19 protein-coding genes are annotated in these 21,340 nt (G+C 39.2%); 13 read left to right on the top strand and 6 right to left on the bottom strand.

What is annotated here, in order from left to right:
- Position 1 precedes the first annotated feature (1 nt).
- Together H5116_RS01320 and H5116_RS01315 are read left to right on the top strand one after the other, a co-directional pair.
- On the top strand, positions 2-3,220 hold the full coding sequence (locus H5116_RS01320) for a PilC/PilY family type IV pilus protein (RefSeq protein WP_182715387.1): 3,219 nt from the start codon (positions 2-4) through the stop codon (positions 3,218-3,220).
- 9 nt (positions 3,221-3,229) lie between these two features.
- Complete coding sequence (locus H5116_RS01315) at positions 3,230-3,646, top strand: type IV pilin protein (RefSeq protein ID WP_182712591.1); 417 nt, start codon at positions 3,230-3,232, stop codon at positions 3,644-3,646.
- 6 nt (positions 3,647-3,652) lie between these two features.
- Here the strand turns inward: H5116_RS01315 and H5116_RS01310 are convergent, their stop codons facing one another.
- Together H5116_RS01310 and H5116_RS01305 are read right to left on the bottom strand one after the other, a co-directional pair.
- Positions 3,653-4,183 (bottom strand): GspH/FimT family pseudopilin, encoded by a 531-nt coding sequence (locus H5116_RS01310; protein WP_024596577.1) that lies wholly within the window; start codon positions 4,181-4,183, stop codon positions 3,653-3,655.
- Between the two features lie 79 nt (positions 4,184-4,262).
- The gene (locus H5116_RS01305) at positions 4,263-4,826 is read right to left on the bottom strand and encodes a GspH/FimT family pseudopilin (protein WP_165723617.1); all 564 of its coding nucleotides are present in this window, start codon (positions 4,824-4,826) and stop codon (positions 4,263-4,265) included.
- Between the two features lie 160 nt (positions 4,827-4,986).
- Between H5116_RS01305 and glnB the strand changes: the two genes are divergently transcribed.
- Complete coding sequence (gene glnB, locus H5116_RS01300) at positions 4,987-5,325, top strand: nitrogen regulatory protein P-II (RefSeq protein WP_002962211.1); 339 nt, start codon at positions 4,987-4,989, stop codon at positions 5,323-5,325.
- A gap of 50 nt (positions 5,326-5,375) precedes the next feature.
- Here glnB and H5116_RS01295 read toward each other — a convergent pair whose 3' ends face one another.
- Positions 5,376-6,140 (bottom strand): outer membrane protein assembly factor BamD, encoded by a 765-nt coding sequence (locus H5116_RS01295; protein ID WP_002962210.1) that lies wholly within the window; start codon positions 6,138-6,140, stop codon positions 5,376-5,378.
- 141 nt (positions 6,141-6,281) lie between these two features.
- Between H5116_RS01295 and rluD the strand changes: the two genes are divergently transcribed.
- The 3 genes from rluD to clpB all read left to right on the top strand — a co-directional run bounded on the left by rluD (position 6,282) and on the right by clpB (position 10,663).
- Positions 6,282-7,259, top strand: coding sequence for a 23S rRNA pseudouridine(1911/1915/1917) synthase RluD (rluD, locus tag H5116_RS01290; RefSeq protein ID WP_024596579.1), 978 nt, complete (start codon positions 6,282-6,284; stop codon positions 7,257-7,259).
- Positions 7,259-7,990 (top strand): peptidoglycan editing factor PgeF, encoded by a 732-nt coding sequence (pgeF, locus tag H5116_RS01285; RefSeq protein WP_182712592.1) that lies wholly within the window; start codon positions 7,259-7,261, stop codon positions 7,988-7,990. The genes rluD and pgeF overlap by 1 nt, the downstream gene beginning before the upstream one ends.
- A 96-nt stretch (positions 7,991-8,086) precedes the next feature.
- Entirely contained in the window at positions 8,087-10,663 is a 2,577-nt protein-coding gene (clpB, locus tag H5116_RS01280; protein ID WP_002962207.1) for an ATP-dependent chaperone ClpB, read from the top strand.
- 52 nt (positions 10,664-10,715) lie between these two features.
- Here the strand turns inward: clpB and H5116_RS01275 are convergent, their stop codons facing one another.
- Positions 10,716-12,263 carry a methyl-accepting chemotaxis protein gene (locus tag H5116_RS01275; protein WP_182715386.1) on the bottom strand — a complete coding sequence of 516 codons (1,548 nt, stop codon included), beginning with the start codon at positions 12,261-12,263 and terminating at the stop codon, positions 10,716-10,718.
- Positions 12,264-12,852: 589 nt separating this feature from the next.
- On the opposite strand from H5116_RS01275, the gene gshA reads away from it, so the two are divergent.
- Entirely contained in the window at positions 12,853-14,430 is a 1,578-nt protein-coding gene (gene gshA, locus H5116_RS01270; protein ID WP_182715385.1) for a glutamate--cysteine ligase, read from the top strand.
- A gap of 148 nt (positions 14,431-14,578) precedes the next feature.
- On the top strand, positions 14,579-15,190 hold the full coding sequence (locus H5116_RS01265) for a transglycosylase SLT domain-containing protein (RefSeq protein WP_002962200.1): 612 nt from the start codon (positions 14,579-14,581) through the stop codon (positions 15,188-15,190).
- Positions 15,191-15,239: 49 nt separating this feature from the next.
- Here the strand turns inward: H5116_RS01265 and H5116_RS01260 are convergent, their stop codons facing one another.
- Positions 15,240-16,508, bottom strand: a complete 1,269-nt coding sequence (locus tag H5116_RS01260) for an HlyC/CorC family transporter (protein WP_002962198.1) — start codon at positions 16,506-16,508, stop codon at positions 15,240-15,242.
- 61 nt (positions 16,509-16,569) lie between these two features.
- Complete coding sequence (locus H5116_RS01255; RefSeq protein ID WP_002962197.1) at positions 16,570-17,376, bottom strand: inner membrane protein YpjD; 807 nt, start codon at positions 17,374-17,376, stop codon at positions 16,570-16,572.
- A gap of 252 nt (positions 17,377-17,628) precedes the next feature.
- Here H5116_RS01255 and ffh point away from each other — a divergent pair, with 252 nt between their 5' ends.
- The 5 genes from ffh to rplS all read left to right on the top strand — a co-directional run bounded on the left by ffh (position 17,629) and on the right by rplS (position 21,231).
- Positions 17,629-19,008 carry a signal recognition particle protein gene (gene ffh, locus H5116_RS01250; protein WP_002962194.1) on the top strand — a complete coding sequence of 460 codons (1,380 nt, stop codon included), beginning with the start codon at positions 17,629-17,631 and terminating at the stop codon, positions 19,006-19,008.
- Positions 19,009-19,268: 260 nt separating this feature from the next.
- The gene (rpsP, locus tag H5116_RS01245; protein ID WP_002962192.1) at positions 19,269-19,517 is read left to right on the top strand and encodes a 30S ribosomal protein S16; all 249 of its coding nucleotides are present in this window, start codon (positions 19,269-19,271) and stop codon (positions 19,515-19,517) included.
- Positions 19,518-19,534: 17 nt separating this feature from the next.
- Positions 19,535-20,071, top strand: a complete 537-nt coding sequence (gene rimM, locus H5116_RS01240) for a ribosome maturation factor RimM (RefSeq protein WP_024596584.1) — start codon at positions 19,535-19,537, stop codon at positions 20,069-20,071.
- The gene (trmD, locus tag H5116_RS01235; RefSeq protein ID WP_002962190.1) at positions 20,071-20,838 is read left to right on the top strand and encodes a tRNA (guanosine(37)-N1)-methyltransferase TrmD; all 768 of its coding nucleotides are present in this window, start codon (positions 20,071-20,073) and stop codon (positions 20,836-20,838) included. The genes rimM and trmD overlap by 1 nt, the downstream gene beginning before the upstream one ends.
- A 33-nt stretch (positions 20,839-20,871) precedes the next feature.
- A complete protein-coding gene (gene rplS / locus H5116_RS01230) occupies positions 20,872-21,231 on the top strand; it encodes a 50S ribosomal protein L19 (RefSeq protein WP_002962189.1) in 360 nt (119 codons plus the stop codon).
- Positions 21,232-21,340 lie beyond the last annotated feature (109 nt).

Raw genomic sequence — 21,340 nt, 5'->3', positions numbered from 1 at the left:
GATGAAATTTAAATTAAACAAAGTGCTAGCCTCTTTACTTGGCTTAACAATAAGTGCGTCAGTTTATGCTGAAGATATAGAGCTTTATGTTAATCATGATGTGGATGTTGAAGAAAAACCTCGAGTATTACTGATTTTTGATACATCAGGAAGCATGGCTTTTTCATCAAGTACAGGTAGTAATTGTGGGCAATATTCGAGTGGAGGTTGGGTTTTATGTTCTGATAGTCGATTAGCTGCAGCACAGTTTGCGATGAATAAAGTTATTACCGATAACGAAGATACTATCGACTTTGGTTTAATGCGCTTTAAAGCCACAGACGGTGGTTATATAGTTAATGGAGTTGGTAAAGATTCTACAATTATACGAAATTCACTTGCTGCTTTACCTGCTGCTGGCGGTACTCCTTTGACAGAAACCCTTTGGGAAGCTTATTTATATATTACAGGGCAAAAAGTTCAATATGGCTTAGAGGCCACAATTCTTGAACGTGATACGAGTGTCGAGTTAAGAACTGGAAGTGAGTTTACACAGCTTGAATGTGGTTGGGTTAGAAATAGAGGTCGCTGGAGTTATGAGTGTGAAAATGTAACTACAAATAATTATGAGTATACTTACATATCGCCCTTTGCAGATAGCACCGCTGAGGCTAAGCGCTGCGACAACTCGATAAATATCATTTATATGACCGATGGCGACCCATCTGGTGATAATGATAGTGACAGCCAAATTAGTGCAGAGCATGAGAAGTACTTTGGGGAAGGATTAAACTGGAATACGGATAGTTACTACAGTAGTTACCTACACCAAATGGCTAAAATTATTCATGGTACAAGTGATACTACTGTTGATTTATACCCGTCGACTCCCGATATTCATGAAACAGGCCGTTTATATACTATCGGTTTTGGCTCTGGTATGAGCGCGAGTGGACAAGAGCTTTTACGTAGGGCCGCTTCTTTAGGTGGTGGTGAAAACTTGCCCGCAAGTACGCCAGATGAGCTTTCTGAATCATTAAACAGTGCAATTTCTCGTATTCGTGAAGTAAATGATAGCTTTTCATCGCCGTCCGTTGCTAGTAACAACGTAGATCAAACCCGTAGTCGAGATGCTATTTATTTTGCAATGTTTTACCCAGAGACAAATACCCGCTGGGGCGGTAACTTAAAAAAGTTAAAGGTATCGGGTAGTAACATAGTTGATTCAGCGGGCAATGTAGCGCTTGATTCTAATGGTTTGATAGACACTGATGCAAAAACATTTTGGCTTCCTGATGGTAAGTCAGCAGATGGGAACTTAGTAGCACAAGGTGGCGTTAATTATCAACTAAGTACCTTAACAGGAACCAACGCAGAAGAACGAAGAACACTATATACAGATAAACAAGGCGATATAGTACGATTTACTACATCGATTGTTAGTGACATTCTTGATTTAATAACTAATAACCCAATTAGCTTATCTAGTTCAGATATTAAATGGGCTATGGGTATTGATGTTGATGATGAAGATAACGATAACGATACCACGGATCAAAGAGATGATATTTTTGGTGATCCTCTGCATTCAAAGCCTGTTGCGCTTGATTACGGTAATGATGATATTCGTATTCTTATTGGTACCAATGCTGGCTTTTTGCATATGTTTAAAGACGATGATACAAATAATGAAGTATCTGAAAGCTGGGCATTTATACCCTCAGATCTGTACAGCATTATTCAACCGCTGCGCAACAAAGAAACGGGTAAAAAATATGGTATGGATGGTCCAATCAGCGTTTATTTTAATAATAAAAACTTAAATAGCGATGGTTTAAACGACGGGATTATTGATGCGAGTGGTGATGATGAAGTATGGGCTTTTGCAGGAATGCGTCGAGGTGGTAAAAACTACTACGCACTGGATATAACAAATCCCGATCAGCCTAAAAAACTATGGAGCGCACCAATAGAAGGCGGAAAAGGTGATTTTAAAGAGCTTGCGCAAACATGGTCAAAACCGCAAATAGCCTACATTAAAGCATTTGGTGACAAGCCTTTATTAATTTTTGGTGCTGGGTACGATACAAACAAAGATGCGGTGATTAAAAGTGAAGATAGTACAGGGCGAGGTATTTACATTGTTGAAGCCGAAACAGGTAAAAGAGTATGGGCATTAACACCCGATATTAATGGCTTTAAAGGTAAGCATAGTATTGCTGCAGATATTACCACGCTTGACTCAGATTATGATGGATATATAGACCGAATTTATGCGGCAGATACTGGTGGAGATATTTGGCGTATAGATATGCCAGGCACTAGTACTAGTGAATTTAGTCACTTTAAATTAGCTGAGCTTGGCAGTAATAAAGCAACTGAGGACAGACGCTTTTTTTACAAACCACTCGTTGCACGAACCATTTATAGTAAAGTAAGCGAGACAACCGTTGATGGTAGTACCGTTATAACACGCTTAGATACGCCGTATGATGCAATAGTTATTGGTAGTGGTAACCGCTCAAAACCAACCGGTACCAATGAAAAAGATCAACTGTTTATGATCAGAGATGAAAATACAGTTACTAAATCATATAAAACGAATGCACCGGATACTATTGTACCTGCTGATTTGATGCAAATGAATTCAGACCCATTTGGTAATGCTCTAGATGACGTTGATGATTTTGTTGACTTAGAAGTCGACTTGGCTAAATTTAATGGTTGGAGATATGAGTTAGGAACGGGTGAAAAATCACTAGCTGCTGCTACAGTTGTTGGAGGTGTTGCTTATTTTACAAGTTTCACACCTGCATCAGATACATCGACTGAAAACCAATGTTCCCTAAGTGGTGGTGGTGGTTCTTTATACGCATTTCACCTACATTATGGTACGAAAGTGTATGACGATCTTAAATTTACAACCAGCTATGATGTACCAGATACACCTCAGTTATACTTTGGCGAAGGCCCTTCATGCGTAGATGGTAATGGAGATGGTAAGTGTGATGACAACCCAACAGTTGACGTAACACAAGAAAGTCAGTTTTATCTAATTGGGCCGGGTATCAAAGGTGAAAATGCTGAAAACCCAATGAAGCCTGTTGAGATAAAGGGCCCTGGCTTAACAATTGTTGATGGTAAAGTTGTATTGGTTAATGACAATGCTGTAGGGTTTGGCTTTAAAACTCAACAAACATATATCTATAAACGTGAAGAAAATGACGAAGTTAATAATTAAGGAAATTAAATGAAGAAACAACATGGGTTTACCTTAATTGAGCTGATGATAGCGGTTGCAATTGTAGGCATACTTGCCTCAATTGCATTGCCCAATTATACAGAATATGTAAAGCGTGCTTCGCGCGCTGAAGCTGCTGCAGCATTGTTAGATGCTGCAAACAAAGAGGAGCAATATTTTGTAGATAATCGTGAGTATACGCAATCCTTTACTGACTTAGGGCTACAAAGTAAAACCGAAAATGGTCACTTTGAACTATCTATCAGCGTAGTCGATAGTAATACCTTCACTATTACAGCTAAGCCTATAGACGGTGCTGTAAAAGGAGATACTGATTGTAAAGAGCTTTCAATCACTGATATTGGTCTCAAAGGTGCAAAAGGGTCTAAAGGTGACACCGATGTTGGTTATTGCTGGGGTCGATAGCCTAGATTACTTCTTCTGGCACTTATCAGTTGATTTAATACGTATTCTGCCAGTTTGACTTACTGATAAGGCCAACCCCTCGAGGTTGGCCTTATTGCTGTTGGGGCAATATATAAAAGTACCATTTTGAAAACCATTCAAAGAACCATCAGGACGAAACGTAATTGCGCTGCGAGGGTATTTAAGACTGTCAGCTTCATGGATCTCCTCAAAAGTACTTAAGAGTAGTTCATCATCATCTAACGAGGTTGATTTATCTTTGTCGATAAAGAGTGACATTTGGCCATTCCACTCATCTTTTGTACATTGACTGTCTTTTAGTGCACAAAGCGTGACGTAAGTAGTATTTTCAATGGCATATAAACGGCCATAATTTATATTTCGGTGTAGGAGGTTTACGTGGTTATCTAAGCGGTTTTTAGCTAAAAAATCTGGGTAAAACCACATAGATAATTGGCTGATAATACTGACAACAGCCATAGATACCATTAATTCGAGAAGTGTTACTCCCTTACTTTTTGATATTGATAATCTCATCCTTGAAGACCTGAGTTAATAAATGATTAACTCAGTCTAGTAAATGATACAAATATGACAAGATATAATTGTACGTTTTTTAATCGCACTTTTCAGTGGTGTCACCAAGGTAGAAAGCAGTACCAGATACTGATACATTCAGCGCTTTATTGTTTTCATTGTCATTATTAGGGCAGTATACAAAGCCAGCAAAGTTACCGCTGGTGTTTAGGTTTGTTGTAATGCGCCCACTAGTATTAAAGCGAAGGCTACTATCACCAGTAAATTTAACCTTGTCTATACTATTTATCTGCTCCATGGTGCGTAAAATAGTATCTTCTTTCCAGTTATATATTCCGTTATTATTAGTATCTACAAAGAGAGTTATGATTGAATCCTCCCCCCATGAACTTTGACATTTAAAGTATCTATTAATCTCAACTTTACTTATAGGAGCAGGGCATATGATAACAATTTCATCCGTACTTGCAGCTTGAGCACGGGCGTAGCTAATATTTCTTTTTAATTCCAACAAAAAATTCTCAGCTCTATTTTCTTCTAGCATATCGCTGCTATTCCAAATCGCAATTGATGCAATAATGCCAACGATAGCAACGGTTACCATGAGTTCTAAAAGGGTGAACCCGTTTTGTTTGTTTTTCATATTAATCTCATTTACTGCTAGTCATTTAAGTATAGCTATTTTTATATAATAAATTATACCACGATCGGTTGTTTTATCACCGTAATTCAATTGCTTTGTTTGCTATGAACACTATGATTGTCTAAAATCGAGGCAACTGAAGCTTTCAAAAGTAATTAATATGAAAAAAATAGAAGCAATTATCAAACCTTTTAAGTTAGACGATGTGCGTGAAGCGTTGTCAGATGTGGGTATTACGGGGATGACGGTAAGCGAAGTTAAAGGCTTTGGACGTCAAAAAGGTCACACAGAGCTATATCGTGGCGCAGAGTATATGGTCGATTTTTTACCTAAAGTAAAACTTGATATTGTATTGACTGATGAAGATGTAGACCGTGCAATTGAAGTTATTGTAAAAACGGCGCAAACAGGAAAAATCGGTGATGGTAAAATATTTGTCACAGATGTTGAGCGTGTAATACGTATTCGTACTGCAGAGGAAGATGAAGAAGCGATTTAAGCTTGTTTTTCTATGTAGTTAAAAGGCGCTTTAGTAAGCGCCTTTTTTATTTATTTAGTTCTTTTATTTAGTTTTCGTGTTTGCTTTGCGTGCTCACTAAGCTCAGTTAAACCTAATTGGTCGTAACTTTTCTCCATCATTTCAAGCGCGGGATCTAAGTAACTGCTTTGTGAATAATGCTCAACAACAAACTTACCTCTATTAGCAGCAGCTAAATAAGCTTCACGTTCGTAATAGTAAGTTGCTACTTTTAATTCATAACGTGCCATGCGGTTTAAAAGCCACACTAAACGACGCTTAGCTTCAGGCGCGTAATCACTTTTTGGAAAACGTTTTACTAATGTCGATAAATCTGTAAATGCAACACGAGTACGGTTAGCATCACGGTCGGCTCTATCTACACCAAAGTACTCTTGGAACGCATTTTTATCTGCTTTAATATTTACTAAACCACGCATGTAATACATGTAGTCTAAATCTTTATGATTTGGGTTTAAGCGAATAAAGCGGTCAATGGTTGCAAGTGCTTGTTCAGTATTACCTGATTGATAATGTGCATAGACTAAGTCCATTTGTACTTGCTTAGAGAATGGGCCAAATGGGTAGCGAGAGTCTATAGCACTCAAAAGTTCAATTGCACGAGCATATAAACCAGAATCTAGCGTTTCTTTTGCATCTTCATATAAAGCGTGTGCAGACTTATTCGGTACACGTTGAATGTCTTCTTGGTCTGGAGCAGACGAACAAGCGCCTAAACTAAGTACAGAAACTGAAAAAACAATGGCAAATGCACGTTTCCCTATTTTATTTATCATTTTATTTGTTACCTTCGATGTCTTCGGCTAGGCCAAGTCGGTAAAACCGAGTAAACTATGCGTATTATATTATGCTTTTATTAAAAGCGATTCTAACCCAGTCGAGCAAAGCTTGCACTGGTAAATTGGGTAAAGTTACTAATGTCAGAGCAAATTTCTCTTCAAGCCGACGTTCCAACCGAATTAGGTGGTAAACGTCTAGACCAAGTATTAGCACAATTGTTCCCTGATTATTCACGTTCTCGTATAAAAACGTGGATTTTGGATGATAAAATCACTGTAGACGGTGAAATTTTCAACACTCCACGCGAAAAGCTACTAGGTGGTGAAGTTGTAAGTGTTGAAACAACAATTGAAGCACCACGCGAATACGAAGCACAAGATATCAAATTAAACATTGTTTATGAAGACGATGATATTTTGGTAATTAATAAACCAATGGGCCTAGTGGTTCACCCAGGTGCGGGTAACCCTAATGGAACAGTGCTAAACGCATTGCTACATTACTACCCTGAAATAATTAACGTGCCACGCGCAGGTATTGTACATCGTTTAGATAAAGACACGACCGGTTTAATGGTTGTAGCTAAAACGATTCAGGCCCAAACGCATTTAGTGAAAGCACTACAAAAGCGCGAAAATTTCACTCGTGAATATGAAGCACTGTGTAATGGCACCATGACTGCTGGTGGTATGGTTGAAAAAGCAATTGGCCGCCATCCTACGCAGCGTACGCATATGGCCGTACATGAACTGGGTAAACCGGCAATTACACATTACCGTGTTGCTGAAAAATTCCGTGCTCATACTCGTTTACGTCTGCGCCTAGAAACAGGCCGTACTCACCAGATTCGTGTGCATATGGCACATTTAAATCATCCGCTAATTGGCGATCAATCTTATGGCGGCCGTCCGCGTCCACCTAAAGGTGCAACACCTGAGTTATTTGAGTTACTTCGTAGCTTTAGACGCCAAGCACTACATGCCGTAAAATTAAGTATTGCGCATCCAATCACGGGTGAAATGATGACATGGCAAGCTCCTATCCCTGACGATATGGTTGCTATGACACATGCACTACGTGAAGATACTAAAGCTAATCCTGATATCGATAGATAATGCACTTATTGTCAGCGACATGGCAAAACCTTCATAAAGTAGGAACGTTAAGTACTACTTGTGGAGGTGGTGTTTCAAAAACCCCATTTGAAAGTTTCAATTTGGGATACCATGTTGGAGATAATCAAGATCATGTATCAAAAAACCGCTCACTATTAACCAAACACTTACCTAAATCTGCCGTGTGGCTAAATCAAGTTCATAGCTCTGAGGTTGTTATTGTTGATGAACATTTTGACTCTAATAAGTTACACAATGCTGATGCGCTTTATACTCAGTTATTAAATCAGCCTTTGGCTATCATGACCGCCGATTGCTTGCCTATTTTATTAGTGAGTGATGATGAAAAGGAAGTTGCAGCTATACATGGCGGCTGGCGAGGGCTTGAGCAGGGAATTATTAAAAATACTTTAGAATGTTTTAGCTCAAAGTATGAAAATATAAATGCTTGGCTAGGGCCTGCAATTGGGCCAACTCAATTTGAGGTTGGCGCTGAAGTGTTTGAGTTATTTCAAAAAAGGTCTTCTTCATTTATTCAAGCATTTACACCACAAGCTAATGGCAAATATCTTGCTGATATTTATGGCATTGCGCGTACTTTACTTACCCAGCAAGGCGTTAAAAAGATTACAGGCGGCGACTATTGTACAGTCTCTCAAAGTGACTTATTTTTTTCTTATCGACGGGATGGACAAACCGGACGTATGGCAAGTTTGATCTGGCGCAAGTAATTAGCACCTTTAGCTATTATATTTCTCTCTACACCTTGAACAAACACCTAAACATACCCATTAATTAAGCAATTAGATTATTTAATAGGTAACACCATGCGTTTAGATAGATTTACAAGTAAATTTCAATCTGCGCTTTCTGATGCGCAATCGCTAGCCCTTGGCCGCGACCATCAATTTATTGAACCCGTACATTTAATGTATTCATTACTGCAGCAAAGCGGCTCCAGTGTGCGCGCGTTATTTGCCCAAACGGGGGTCAGCGCAGATGAACTTAACACCAAGCTTTCACAAGAAATAGAAAAACTATTTAAAGTAGAAGGTGTAGGTGGCGATGTGCAGCTATCAAATAATATGGCTTCACTTATTAACCTATGTGATAAGTATGCACAAAAACGCAAAGACAAATACATTTCAAGTGAATTATTTGTACTGGCAGCATGCGACGATAAAGGTCCACTTGGCGATATATTCAGATCGTTAAATATTACCTCGACTAAAATTGAAACTGCAATTAAAGCGATTCGCGGCGGTCAAAAAGTTGATGACCCAAATGCCGAAGAAACACGTCAAGCGCTTGAAAAGTACACGATTGATCTAACTGAGCGAGCAGAGCAAGGTAAGCTTGACCCTGTTATTGGTCGTGATGACGAAATTCGCCGCACGATTCAAGTATTACAGCGCCGTACTAAAAATAACCCTGTATTAATCGGTGAGCCAGGTGTTGGTAAAACAGCAATAGCAGAAGGTTTAGCACAGCGTATTATTAATGGTGAAGTACCTGAAGGATTAAAAAACAAACGTGTTTTATCGCTTGATTTAGGAGCACTAGTTGCGGGCGCTAAATATCGCGGTGAATTTGAAGAGCGTTTAAAATCAGTGTTAAACGAATTGGCTAAAGAAGAAGGCCAAGTCATTTTATTTATTGATGAAATACACACTATTGTGGGTGCAGGCAAAAGTGATGGCGCAATGGATGCGGGTAATATGCTAAAACCTGCTTTAGCACGCGGTGAGTTACACTGTGTTGGCGCAACCACGCTTGATGAATACCGTAAATATATAGAGAAAGACGCAGCACTTGAGCGTCGATTCCAAAAGGTACTCATTGAAGAGCCGTCGGTTGAAGATACCATTGCAATATTGCGTGGCTTAAAAGAGCGATATGAGCTACATCATTCAGTAGAAATTACTGATCCCGCGATAGTTGCTGCGGCGCAGTTATCTCACCGCTACATTAGCGATCGTCAGTTACCAGATAAAGCAATTGATTTAATTGACGAAGCGGGTTCTTCAATTCGATTACAAATTGATTCAAAACCAGAGTCGTTAGATAAGCTTGAGCGTCGTATTATCCAATTAAAATTAGAAGATAATGCACTTGCTAAAGAAAAAGATGAGGCGAGTCAAAAACGTCGCACTGAAATGCAAGAGTTGATCACCGACCTTGATGGACAATATCGTGAACTAGACGAAATTTGGAATGCTGAAAAAGCATCGCTTCAAGGTACACAAGTAATTAAAGCCGAACTTGAACAAGCAAGATTAGATTTAGATGTAGCGCGAAGAGCAAGTGATTTACAGCGTATGTCAGAGCTGCAATATGGGCGAATTCCAGAGCTTGAACGAAAACTTGATTTAGCCTCACAAGCTGAAATGCAAGAAATGACTCTGCTTAAGAACCAAGTAGGTGAGGATGAAATTGCTGAAATTTTATCTCGCTGGACAGGTATTCCTGTTGCAAGAATGCTACAAGGTGAGCGTGAAAAGCTGCTGCAAATGGAAGATAAGTTACACAGTAAAGTAATAGGGCAAGATGAAGCGGTCGTTGCTGTTGCTAACGCAATACGACGCTCACGTGCAGGACTTGCAGATCCTAATCGCCCAATTGGTTCTTTCTTGTTTTTAGGTCCAACAGGTGTGGGTAAAACCGAGCTTACAAAAGCACTGGCAGGTTTTATGTTTGATACCGAAGATGCCATGGTACGTATCGACATGTCTGAGTTTATGGAAAAGCACTCAGTTGCACGCCTAGTGGGCGCACCTCCAGGTTATGTGGGTTATGAAGAGGGCGGTTATTTAACAGAAGCTGTTCGTCGTAAACCTTACTCAGTTATATTGCTTGATGAAATAGAAAAAGCACACCCAGATGTGTTTAACATTTTACTGCAAGTGTTAGATGATGGCCGATTAACTGACGGACAAGGTAGAACCGTTGATTTTAAAAATACTGTTATTATCATGACATCAAATTTAGGCTCAGATATTATCCAAGAACAAGCGGGGAATAATGACTATACGACCCTTAAAGCTAAAGTAATGGAAGTATTGATTAATGAGTTTAGACCTGAGTTTATTAACCGTATTGACGAGACTGTTGTATTCCACCCGTTAGCAAACGAGCATATAAAAGAAATAGCTGATATTCAGTTAATGAAATTACGTGAGCGTTTAACAGAGATGGGGTATCTGCTTGAAATAAGCGATGCTGCACTTGAGCGAATTGCAGCAAGTGGGTTTGATCCTGTGTACGGTGCACGCCCGCTTAAGCGTGCTATTCAGCAAACGATTGAAAATCCGCTAGCACAAAAGCTACTTAATGGGGACTACATACCAGGTAGCGTGATTGTTATTGATGCAAATGACGACTCTTTGGTATTTACCAAACGCTGATTGTAAATAATTAAACTCTAAAGCCGCTAAAATAGCGGCTTTTTTATGTTTGTTAAACTTTAAAGGTTAGTAATAAATCATTCACTCTACGTGAGCCTTCAACAAGCTCAGCTGCACCTTTTGCCACATTAAAGCTTAAACTTAAGTTGTTATCGCCAAAGTCTTTAATTTGCGAAACATTATTACTAATGTCGTTACTAACCATTTGTTGCTCTTCTGCAGCGGATGATATTTGTATTGCCAAGTGAGATATTTCACTGATTTGGATAAAAATCCCTTCTAATTCAACTTGGGTTTTATCGGTTGTCAAAACACAGTTATCGGCTTGTGCTTTAGTGCTTTGCATTACTTTGGACCAGCTAAATAAAGTGTCTTGTATTTCTTTAATAGAACTATGGATTTGTGTCGTAGCATTTTGAGTGCGTGACGAAAGAGTCCTTACCTCATCGGCGACTACAGCAAAGCCTCGACCATGTTCTCCCGCTCTAGCTGCTTCAATCGCTGCATTAAGAGCAAGTAAGTTAGTTTGATCGGCAATTCCTTCTATTTCACTCATTACCTTACCAATTTTATCTGCTTCAGAGGCTAAGCTGGTGGCTGTATTTGCAGCTTGTTCTACTTGAGAAGCTAAGTCAGATACCATTTTACTATTATCAGCAATGTGGTCTTTTATCTCTGAGCAACTTTGATGGGTGTTATTCACTTTATCCGCTGTTTGAGCGGTATTTACTGATATTTCACCAATGGTAGAACTCATTTGAGTCATCGCTGATGCAATTTGTTCTAAACGCTCACCTTGAGAAGAAATCCCTTTTTCGGTGAGTGTTGATTGTTTGTCTAAATCAGTCGCGATGCCATTAAAGCTTAATGTTGAGTCTTTCATACGGCCAAGAACTGTGCGCAATTTTGCATTTAGCATTTGCTCTCTATAATCACTTACACTGTGCGGTGTATGGCCGCTGTAAATATAACGAGAGATTGAATCGGCTTTTGCTTTTTGTTCGCGTAATATTTTAGGGGTAACAATGAGTTCGTCATAATTTAGCACAATAACTAAAGCACAAATAAATAGGCTAATTGCAGCAATGGTGATTGATGCCGCGACAGCAATAAAAATCAGCCAAAATAATAGACTTATAAAAGTAAGGCTTTGTCGTATTGTGGTGTGTTCTCGTAGTTTTAATAATGACTTGTTGGTATTTATTTTGTTGTAAAGTGTTTGTGCACGGTGCTTAAGTTGAGAGCTTGCTTTGGTTCTTACAGATTGATAACCAACAAGTCGGCCATGTTCAAAAATGGGGGTTACAAAGGCATCTACCCAGTAATAGCGGCCATCTTTACAGCGGTTTTTAACCATACCGCGCCACGAGTGTTCTTGTTTTAATGTTGCCCACATTTCTTTAAAGGCTGCTTTTGGCATATCAGGGTGGCGAACAATATTATGATGCTGACCGATAAGCTCTTGTGCGCTATATCCTGCTACAGCACAAAACGCTTGATTGACGTATGTTATTACACCTTTAAGATCAGTAGTGGAAACCAGCTCTTGTGATTCATCAAAGTATACTTCTTCATTTTTTAAGCTTTTATCATTGTGCATTGTATTTATTATCATCCTTTATTGTTGCAGTCATTATATTGCTTACACTCTACAAAGCAAAAAATAGCGTCCTTCCTTCTATGCTCATAAGACAAATAATTGTATTTATTGATCTAGATCAAGTTTAAATACCGGACAGCTAAATTGAACTGATTTTGCATAAGTTCCGGTCTATTACTTTAAGCTGATATTTTACTTATTTGATTTATAATTAAATACGTATTTAAAGCATTTGTATAATGCACATAGCAATGGCAATATTACGACTTAATATAATGATGTTGGTCATATTAAGTGCATGTATAAAGTGGGGAAATAATTATTAAATTTGAAAAGTTATATAGTTCTTAGCAATTTATACCAGTTGTATTAAATAAGTGATCTATTATAGCGCTAAGAAAATAGCACAATAGCAAGGCGAAAATTATGACATGTAGTTGTTCTATATGAGTAATTTTCAACGCAGTGAATGCGCTATTTAATGCGATACAATGATCATATTTTCAATAAAAATTGGTATTAATCTTGAGTCTAAGTAATTAGTCCCCATAACCTTATGATTAAGCCACGTGGCCCGAGGAAAGATTTTTTGACAACACATGATTTAGCTAACGCACTTGAAGCGTTATCAGTAAATGAGCACCAACATGCAGTTAAAGGCATTAAACGTGGCATAGAGCGAGAGTCGCTAAGAATACAAGAGAATGGTGCTATATCACCTAAAGGCCATCCAAAAGGGGTGGGCAGTGCATTAACTAATGGCCATATCACAACTGATTTTTCTGAATCTTTACTTGAATTTATTACTCCAGTTAGTGAGTCGTCAACGCAAACTCTTAAGCAATTAAAAGATCTTCAAAAGTTCACTCTAGAAAAAATGGACGGTGAACTGCTTTGGCCTATTAGTATGCCATGCTTTATTGAACACCAAGATGATATTGTTTTAGCTCAATTTGGTAGTTCAAATACTGGTCAAATGAAAACACTATACCGTGAAGGGTTAAAAAATCGTTACGGAAGTATGATGCAAGCAATTGCAGGTGTTCACTTTAATATTTCATTCCCAGATACGCTTTGGCAATCGCTTCATTCGTTACAAAAAAGCAATGCTAGCCTTCAAGATTTTATTTCAGAAGGTTATTTAGCACTTATTCGTAACTTTAAACGCGAACTATGGCTAATAAGTTACATGTTTGGTGCATCGCCAGCATTGTGTAACTCATTTTTACAAGGTCGAAAAACCGATTTACCATTTAAAAAACTAGGTAAAGGTACACTTTACTTAGAAGTTGGTACGGCACTGCGTTTAGGCAATTTAGGTTATACAAATAGCGCTCAGTCGTCACTACGCGTAATGTATAACTCGTTAGATGAATATGTAGCAGGCCTTAAAAAAGCAATCAACACACCATCAGAAATTTATGGTGATCTTGATGACTACAAGAGTGAAAACCCTAAGCAGTTAAATAAAAATATTCTGCAGATTGAAAACGAATTTTACTCGCCAATTCGTCCTAAGCGTAATGCTAAAAGTGGCGAAACGCCAACAGATGCACTGCTTCGAGCAGGCATTGAATACGTAGAAATTCGCGCATTAGACGTTAATCCGTTTAGCGAAGTTGGTATTGATATTGAGCAAATTCACTTTTTAGATGTGTTTTTAACGTATTGTTTATTAAAAAATTCAGCTCCAATGGATTGGAAAGAACAAGCACGCAGTACTGAAAACCTCGACACAGTAGTCAATCAAGGTCGAGAAGAAGGGCTAATGCTTAACTTTAATAACACACAGCGTAGTCTTCAGTCGTGGGGCGATGAAATATTTGCACAGCTCACTGATGTCGCTAAATGGATGGATAATGCTTATGGTGTTAATTATTACTCCGATACTATAAAGCGCATGGCAACGTGGGTGCATAATCCAGAGCTTACTTATTCTGGACGTTACGTGTCGCAATTAAAAGAGTCTGGTTTAGACAACGGTCACTTTGCACTAGCACTGGCTAATAAATACAAACAAAGCCACGCAGACACTGATTACAGTGAGTTTTTAAAGCCTTGGCTGGAACAACAAGTTGTAGAGTCTAACGAAGCACAAACTGCAATTGAGCAAGCAGATACCCAGTCATTTACCGCCTTTTTAGATGCGTATTTTGGCGGTAAATAATCTTAATACTTAGTAAAATTTAAGCAAAAAAAAACGCAGCCTAAGTAGGCTGCGTAAATATATATTCAGGGATGAACTAATGCCGTACTGCTGCATTCATTGAGTCAGACCCACACTTTTTAGAAAAGTTCTGTGAGATCTTAGAAAAATGAAAAAAAATGCAATTATTTTATCTCTTGCCATTACTTTAGCTGGTTGTGCTACAGCCCCTCCAAAACAACCTAACGATCTATGTAAAATCTTTGAAGAAAAACCTGATTGGTATTTTGACGCAAAAGATGCGCAAGAAAAATGGGGTTCTCCTAAGCATGTACTCATGAGTATGATGTACCAGGAAAGCTCATTTAAGCATGATGCTGCTCCGCCTATGGAGTACTTCTTATGGATAATTCCAACCGGTCGCGCAAGTGATGCTTATGGTTACTCACAGGCTAAAACACCAACATGGTCAGATTATATTCGTGAAACAGGCAACAATGGTGCTGATAGAGACGACTTTGACGATGCAATCGACTTTATGGCGTGGTTTGTTTATAAAACGCATAAAGTAAATAAAATCTCTAAATGGGATGCTTACGCACAATACCTTAATTATCATGAAGGTTGGGGTGGCTATAAGCGTGGCACATATAAAAAGAAAAAGTGGTTAATGGGTGTAGCAAATAAAGTTAAACACAGAGCGAGCCGTTATGGTGCGCAATTAAAGCGCTGTGAAGACGAGCTTGATAAAGGTTGGTTTGAACGTCTTATATTTGGCTAGAGAGTTATTAATGGATGTATAAAAGGAGCCAATCGGCTCCTTTTTTTACTTAGCGAGAACGCTTATTAGGCTGAATCTTCACCTGTTTTATCATATTCTCTTTTACTTCAAGTACTTCAATAGGGTAGCCCGCAATACGTAGACTAATATTTGCATCGGGAATATCTTCCAAGTATTCAACAATTAAACCACTCAAAGTTTTTGGGCCGTCTAGTGGGAAATCCCAACCCATCTCTTTATTTAAATCGCGTACGTTAGCACCGCCATCTACAATACAAGAGCCATCAGTTTGTGTTTCTACTTCTTCGCTTGGCGTACGAGTTTGTGTAGTTGTAAAATCGCCAACAACTTCTTCTAAAATATCTTCAAGCGTTACTAAACCTTGAATATCGCCATACTCGTCTACTACTAAGCCAATACGCTCTTTAGACTGCTGAAACTTTAACAGCTGAGTGTTAAGTGATGTTCCCTCTGGGATAAAGTAAATTTCGCGTACAGCACGCAGCAAAGATGGTTTATCAAATTGCTCTTTTGTAAGTAGACGTAGTGCATCTCGAGAGTGAATAAAGCCTACTGCGTCATCTATATTGTCGCGATACAACAACACGCGAGTATGTTGTGCATGGGTAAGCTGGCGACTAATTAGTTTCCAATCATCATTAATATCAATAGCCACAATTTCGTTACGTGGGATCATGATATCTTCAACGGTTACTTGCTCTAAATCTAAAATTGAGGTCAGCATACTTTGATGGCGAGCAGGGATAAGTGCGCCTGACTCATTGAGCACTGTTTTTAATTCTTCTTTGCTCATGCTGTGCTCGTCGATTTGAGCGGCACTAATACCAAATAATCGCAATATCCCGTTGGTCATCCAGTTAACGATAACAACAAAAGGAAAAAGAATTTTTAGTAACCCTTTAAGTATTATTGAGCTTGGAAAAGCAACTTTTTCAGGATAAAGGGCAGCAAGAGTTTTAGGTGTTACTTCGGCAAATATAAGCACGACTAAAGTTAACACACCCGTAGCTATAGCAATACCAAGGTCACCGTAAAGGCGAATACCTATAATGGTAGCAACTTGAGCTGCAGCTATATTGACAAGATTATTGCCAATTAAGATTAAACCGATGAGCCTATCTGGACGGCTAAGTAATTTACTGACTCGTTTAGCTGCACGATGATCCTCTTTAGCGAGGTGTCGCAGGCGTATACGATTGATTGACATAATTCCGGTTTCTGAACCAGAAAAATAAGCAGAAAAAAGCACCAAAAAACCTAAAATGATAAATAGGGTACTTGTCGATATGTCGTCCAACGATGGATCCTTTTCTTATAAATCAATGCGTATTAAGCTAGAGTGAGCAAGCAGAGTCAAGTTAAAACTTATTTAGTATTACTTCTTGTATGAAACGGCTGCCAAAATATGCGAGTGTGAGGACAAATGCAGCGACCATGATCGTAATAACCACAGGTTTACCGCGCCAACCCTTTTTCATATGCCCGATGGCTACAATGGCAAAAATAGCCCACGCAACTAACGACAATATCGTTTTATGAATGAACTCTTTAGCAAACATCCCATCAAGAAATACAAACCCCGAGAGTAATGCGAACGTGAGTAATATGGTGCCTAAATTAAGGAGTTGGTAAAGCTGGCGCTCAACAACCATCAAAGGCGGGAGGTGACTATGCACAATTGCTAAATCTTTACGTTTTAAACGTTTATCAATAAAGTAGAACTGTACACCATATAAAGTAGCAATAATTAAAATACAGTAGGCCAATAGGGATAAGGAAATGTGTGTTACTAAGCCAACCTCAATATTAATGCTTTGCAGTAAAATATGATGAGGAATAAATAAACTGGCAATTGTAAGTAAAGCACCAAAACCATAAACAACGGGCAATAATAAAGTGGCAGGGAACTTTAGCGACACAGCTGTTACTGAAACTACAATAACCCAGCATGTTAAAAGGGAGACGTTTACAATACTTAAGTCTTGACCGTCGGATCTAAAAACAGAGTTAACTAACAGCAGCATATGCGCCACTATAGCAACCGTGCTCAATATGACGGTTACCTTTTGGCTAGGGCCTTGTTGATGAAACAGGCGTGAGAGCACGTGAGACGTTGCTAACACATAAAATAAACTGGCAATAATAGTTAAACTAATAATCAGCATTGTGCTTGGGCCACTTAATTTGAGACAAAATAATCCTTGTTGTTATATAGCCATTGTATTTTATAGCAAAGCAAATGCATAGACCTTAAAAAAAGAAACTCAACAAGGTGCACTTGAACACTGTATTGTAAGACGCCATATACGGTATACTACTTTTAATTGAAACTTAATAAGTCAATCCTGGTTAATTGAAAATCAAACTAACCGTAAAATTTTAATGGATTGATATAAACGTCTTATCGGAACCGTTACATGTTTGAGAACCTCCAAGAACGATTAGGTAAAACCTTAAAAAATATCAGTGGCCGTGGCCGTCTGACTGAAGACAACATAAAAGACACACTTCGCGAAGTGCGTATGGCATTTTTAGAAGCCGATGTGGCACTGCCTGTTGTTCGCGAGTTTGTAAAACAAGTTAAAGAACGTGCAGTTGGGGTTGAAGTTACAAAAAGCTTAAGCCCAGGCCAAGTATTTATAAAAATAGTGCGTGAAGAACTAGAAAAAGCAATGGGTGAGGCCAATGAAGAGCTAAGCCTAAATGCACAACCGCCAGCCGTTGTTATGGTAGCGGGTCTGCAAGGTGCGGGTAAAACCACCAGTGTTGCTAAGCTTGCTAAGTTTTTAAAAGAACGCAAAAAGAAATCAGTGCTTGTAGTAAGTGCCGATGTTTATCGCCCTGCTGCGATTAAACAGCTAGAAACGCTTGCTACAGAAGTTGACGTTGATTTCTTTCCAAGTGATATTTCGCAAAAGCCAGTGGATATTGCAAACGCTGCAATTTCTCATGCTAAAAAGAAATTTATAGATGTAGTACTTGTTGATACCGCAGGTCGTTTACATGTTGACAGCAACATGATGGACGAGATTAAAGATCTTCACAAAGCAATCAACCCAATTGAAACTTTATTCGTTGTTGATGCAATGACGGGTCAAGATGCGGCAAATACAGCTAAAGCATTTGACGAAGCCCTGCCACTAACCGGTGTAATATTAACAAAAACCGATGGTGATGCACGTGGTGGTGCTGCTTTATCTATTCGTCATATCACAGGCAAACCAATTAAATTTATGGGTGTGGGTGAGCGTACTGACGCACTAGAGCCTTTTCATCCAGACCGTATAGCGTCGCGTATTTTAGGTATGGGTGATGTACTTTCATTAATCGAAGAAGTCGAAATGAAAGTAGATAAAGAGCAAGCTGCCAAAGTTGCTGAAAAAGTATTTAAAGGTGCCGGTTTTACCCTTGACGACTTTGCTGATCAATTAAAGCAAATGAAAAATATGGGTGGCATGATGTCGATGCTTGATAAGCTCCCTGGTATGTCTAACTTACCAGATGCTGTTAAAGGCCAAATGGGTGACAAAACATTTATCCAAATGGAAGCTATTATTAGCTCAATGACTAAAAAAGAGCGCGCACGTCCAGAAATCATTAAAGGTTCGCGTAAAAAACGCATAGCAGCAGGCTCTGGCACACAAGTACAAGAGATTAATAAGTTGCTTAAGCAGTTTACGCAAATGCAAAAAATGATGAAAAAGATGAAAGGTAAAGGCGGCATGACTAAAATGATGCGCGGTATGAAAGGCATGTTACCACCTGGAATGATGGGTGGCGGTGGTCCTAAGTTTTAAAAAATACTTTTGAGTTATTTTTTAAAATAATAGCGAATCATATTTAAAGGAGCAAATAGCTCCTTTTTTGTTGAATAAATTATGCATGTAATACACCTTTAACCCTATTTTGTCGTTGAGATCACGGTTTAACCTACTAAACTGTCTTTTTGCTTCACTTCTTACTTGCGTTATTGCCAAAAACTCGTACAATTCCCCAGCTCCCCATTCTGGGGAGTAAATCTTATTAATGAAAACAGTCAATCTTTATAGAGGACGGTATGGTAACTATTCGTTTGCAACGTGGTGGCGCTAAAAAACGCCCTTTCTATCAAATTGTGGTTGCGGATAGCCGTTTCTCGCGTGACGGTCGCTTCATCGAGAAAGTAGGCTTTTTTAACCCAATTGCTTCAGGTCAAGAAGAAAAAATTCGTTTAGATTTACCACGTGTTGAACACTGGGTAGGTCAGGGCGCATCTCTTTCAGATCGCGTAGCTAAGTTAGTAAAAGACGCTCGTAAAGCGGCTTAATAGGCGTAAGTGTAACCATGAGTCAAGAGAACACCTCATCAATAATTGTCGTAGGAAAGCTCGGTGCCCCATATGGTATAAAGGGCTGGCTTAAGGTACATTCATTTACTGATGATCCCGTAGGGATCTTCGATTTCAGCCCGTGGTTGATAGGGCAGCAAGGTAAATGGCAGTCCTTAGAAGTGGTCGACTGGCGTCGCCACAACAAAGGCTTTATCGCTAAATTTGCGCAGATAAACGACCGAGACGAAGCAATGGCTTATACCCATGCTGAAATCTCAATGGATGCAGCGCATTTACCAGAACTTCCGCAAGGTGAGTTCTATTGGCGAGATCTCATTGGCATGTCTGTTGTAACCGATAAAGGTTATAGCTTAGGCATTGTTGATGACCTTATGGAGACAGGGTCAAATGACGTACTAGTTGTGAAAGCAAACAGTAAAGACGCATTTGGTCAAGCTGAACGTTTGATTCCTTTTTTAACTGATTCAGTTATTAAAGAAGTTAAATACGACGCAAGAGAAATTACCGTAGATTGGGATCCAGGGTTTTAATGACGCAAACTAGTTCATTGTGGGTAGGGGTTATAAGCCTTTTTCCAGACATGTTTGACGCTATTACAGACCAAGGTGTTACCGGTCGCGCAGTAAAAAATGGTTTAATTGATTTTAACTGTTGGAATCCGCGAGACTACGCTTTAGATAAGCATAGAACCGTAGATGACCGTCCTTACGGGGGCGGACCAGGTATGTTAATGATGGTTGAGCCATTAAAAAAAGCGATTGCCGAAGCTAAAAAAGCAGCTGGTGATGGCGCTAAAGTAATTTATATGTCCCCGCAAGGGCGCAAACTTGATCAGCAGGGCGCTAGCGAACTCGCTAACTCTAATAAACTGATTTTGATTGCCGGTCGCTATGAAGGTATAGATGAGAGAATAATAGAATCATATGTTGACGAAGAATGGTCAATTGGTGATTTTATTTTGAGTGGTGGTGAACTACCTGCCATGACATTAATTGACGCAGTAGCGCGATTAGTGCCAGGTGTGTTAGGTCATAACCAGTCAGCAGAACAAGATTCGTTTTCGGATGGCTTGTTAGATTGTCCACACTATACACGACCAGAAACATTGGACGACAAACAGGTTCCTGCTGTATTACTCAGCGGAAACCACCAAGAGATAGCAAAGTGGCGGCTTAAGCAGTCATTAGGTAGAACTTGGTTACGACGTCCTGACTTGTTGCATAACCTAGCTCTGACTGAGGAGCAAGCGGTATTACTCGCAGAATTTCAGCAAGAGTACCAAAAAGCTTGTGGCTAGAAGACAGTTACACCTAGGAAAGTGAGAAACATAATGGCAAAAGTAAACCAAAATATTATTAAAGCGCTTGAAGATGAGCAGCTTAAAACAGACGTACCTGCATTTGGCCCTGGTGATACAGTGGTTGTACAGGTAAAAGTAAAAGAAGGTGCTAAAGAGCGTCTACAGGCCTTTGAAGGTGTTGTAATCGCTAAGCGTAATCGTGGTCTTCACTCAGCATTCACAGTTCGTAAAATTTCGAACGGTGAAGGTGTTGAGCGTGTATTCCAAACGCACAGCCCTCTTATTGATAGCGTAGCAGTTAAGCGTCGCGGTGCAGTTCGCCGTGCTAAGCTTTACTACCTACGTGAGCGTTCTGGTAAATCTGCACGTATTAGAGAAAAACTTAACTAATACGCGCTGTTTATCAACGCAAAAAAACGGGTTGCATCCTTCGGGTTGCAACCCGTTTTGGTTTTAGAATATTATTATCTCAATTCTCAATTCTCAATTCTCAATTCTC

It is taken from the genome of Pseudoalteromonas sp. SG45-2, from assembly GCF_014164115.1.
Lineage (GTDB): Bacteria > Pseudomonadota > Gammaproteobacteria > Enterobacterales > Alteromonadaceae > Pseudoalteromonas > Pseudoalteromonas distincta.
The sequence above is the reverse complement of the archived record's forward strand: the minus strand, read 5'-3'. Positions and strand labels throughout refer to the sequence as shown.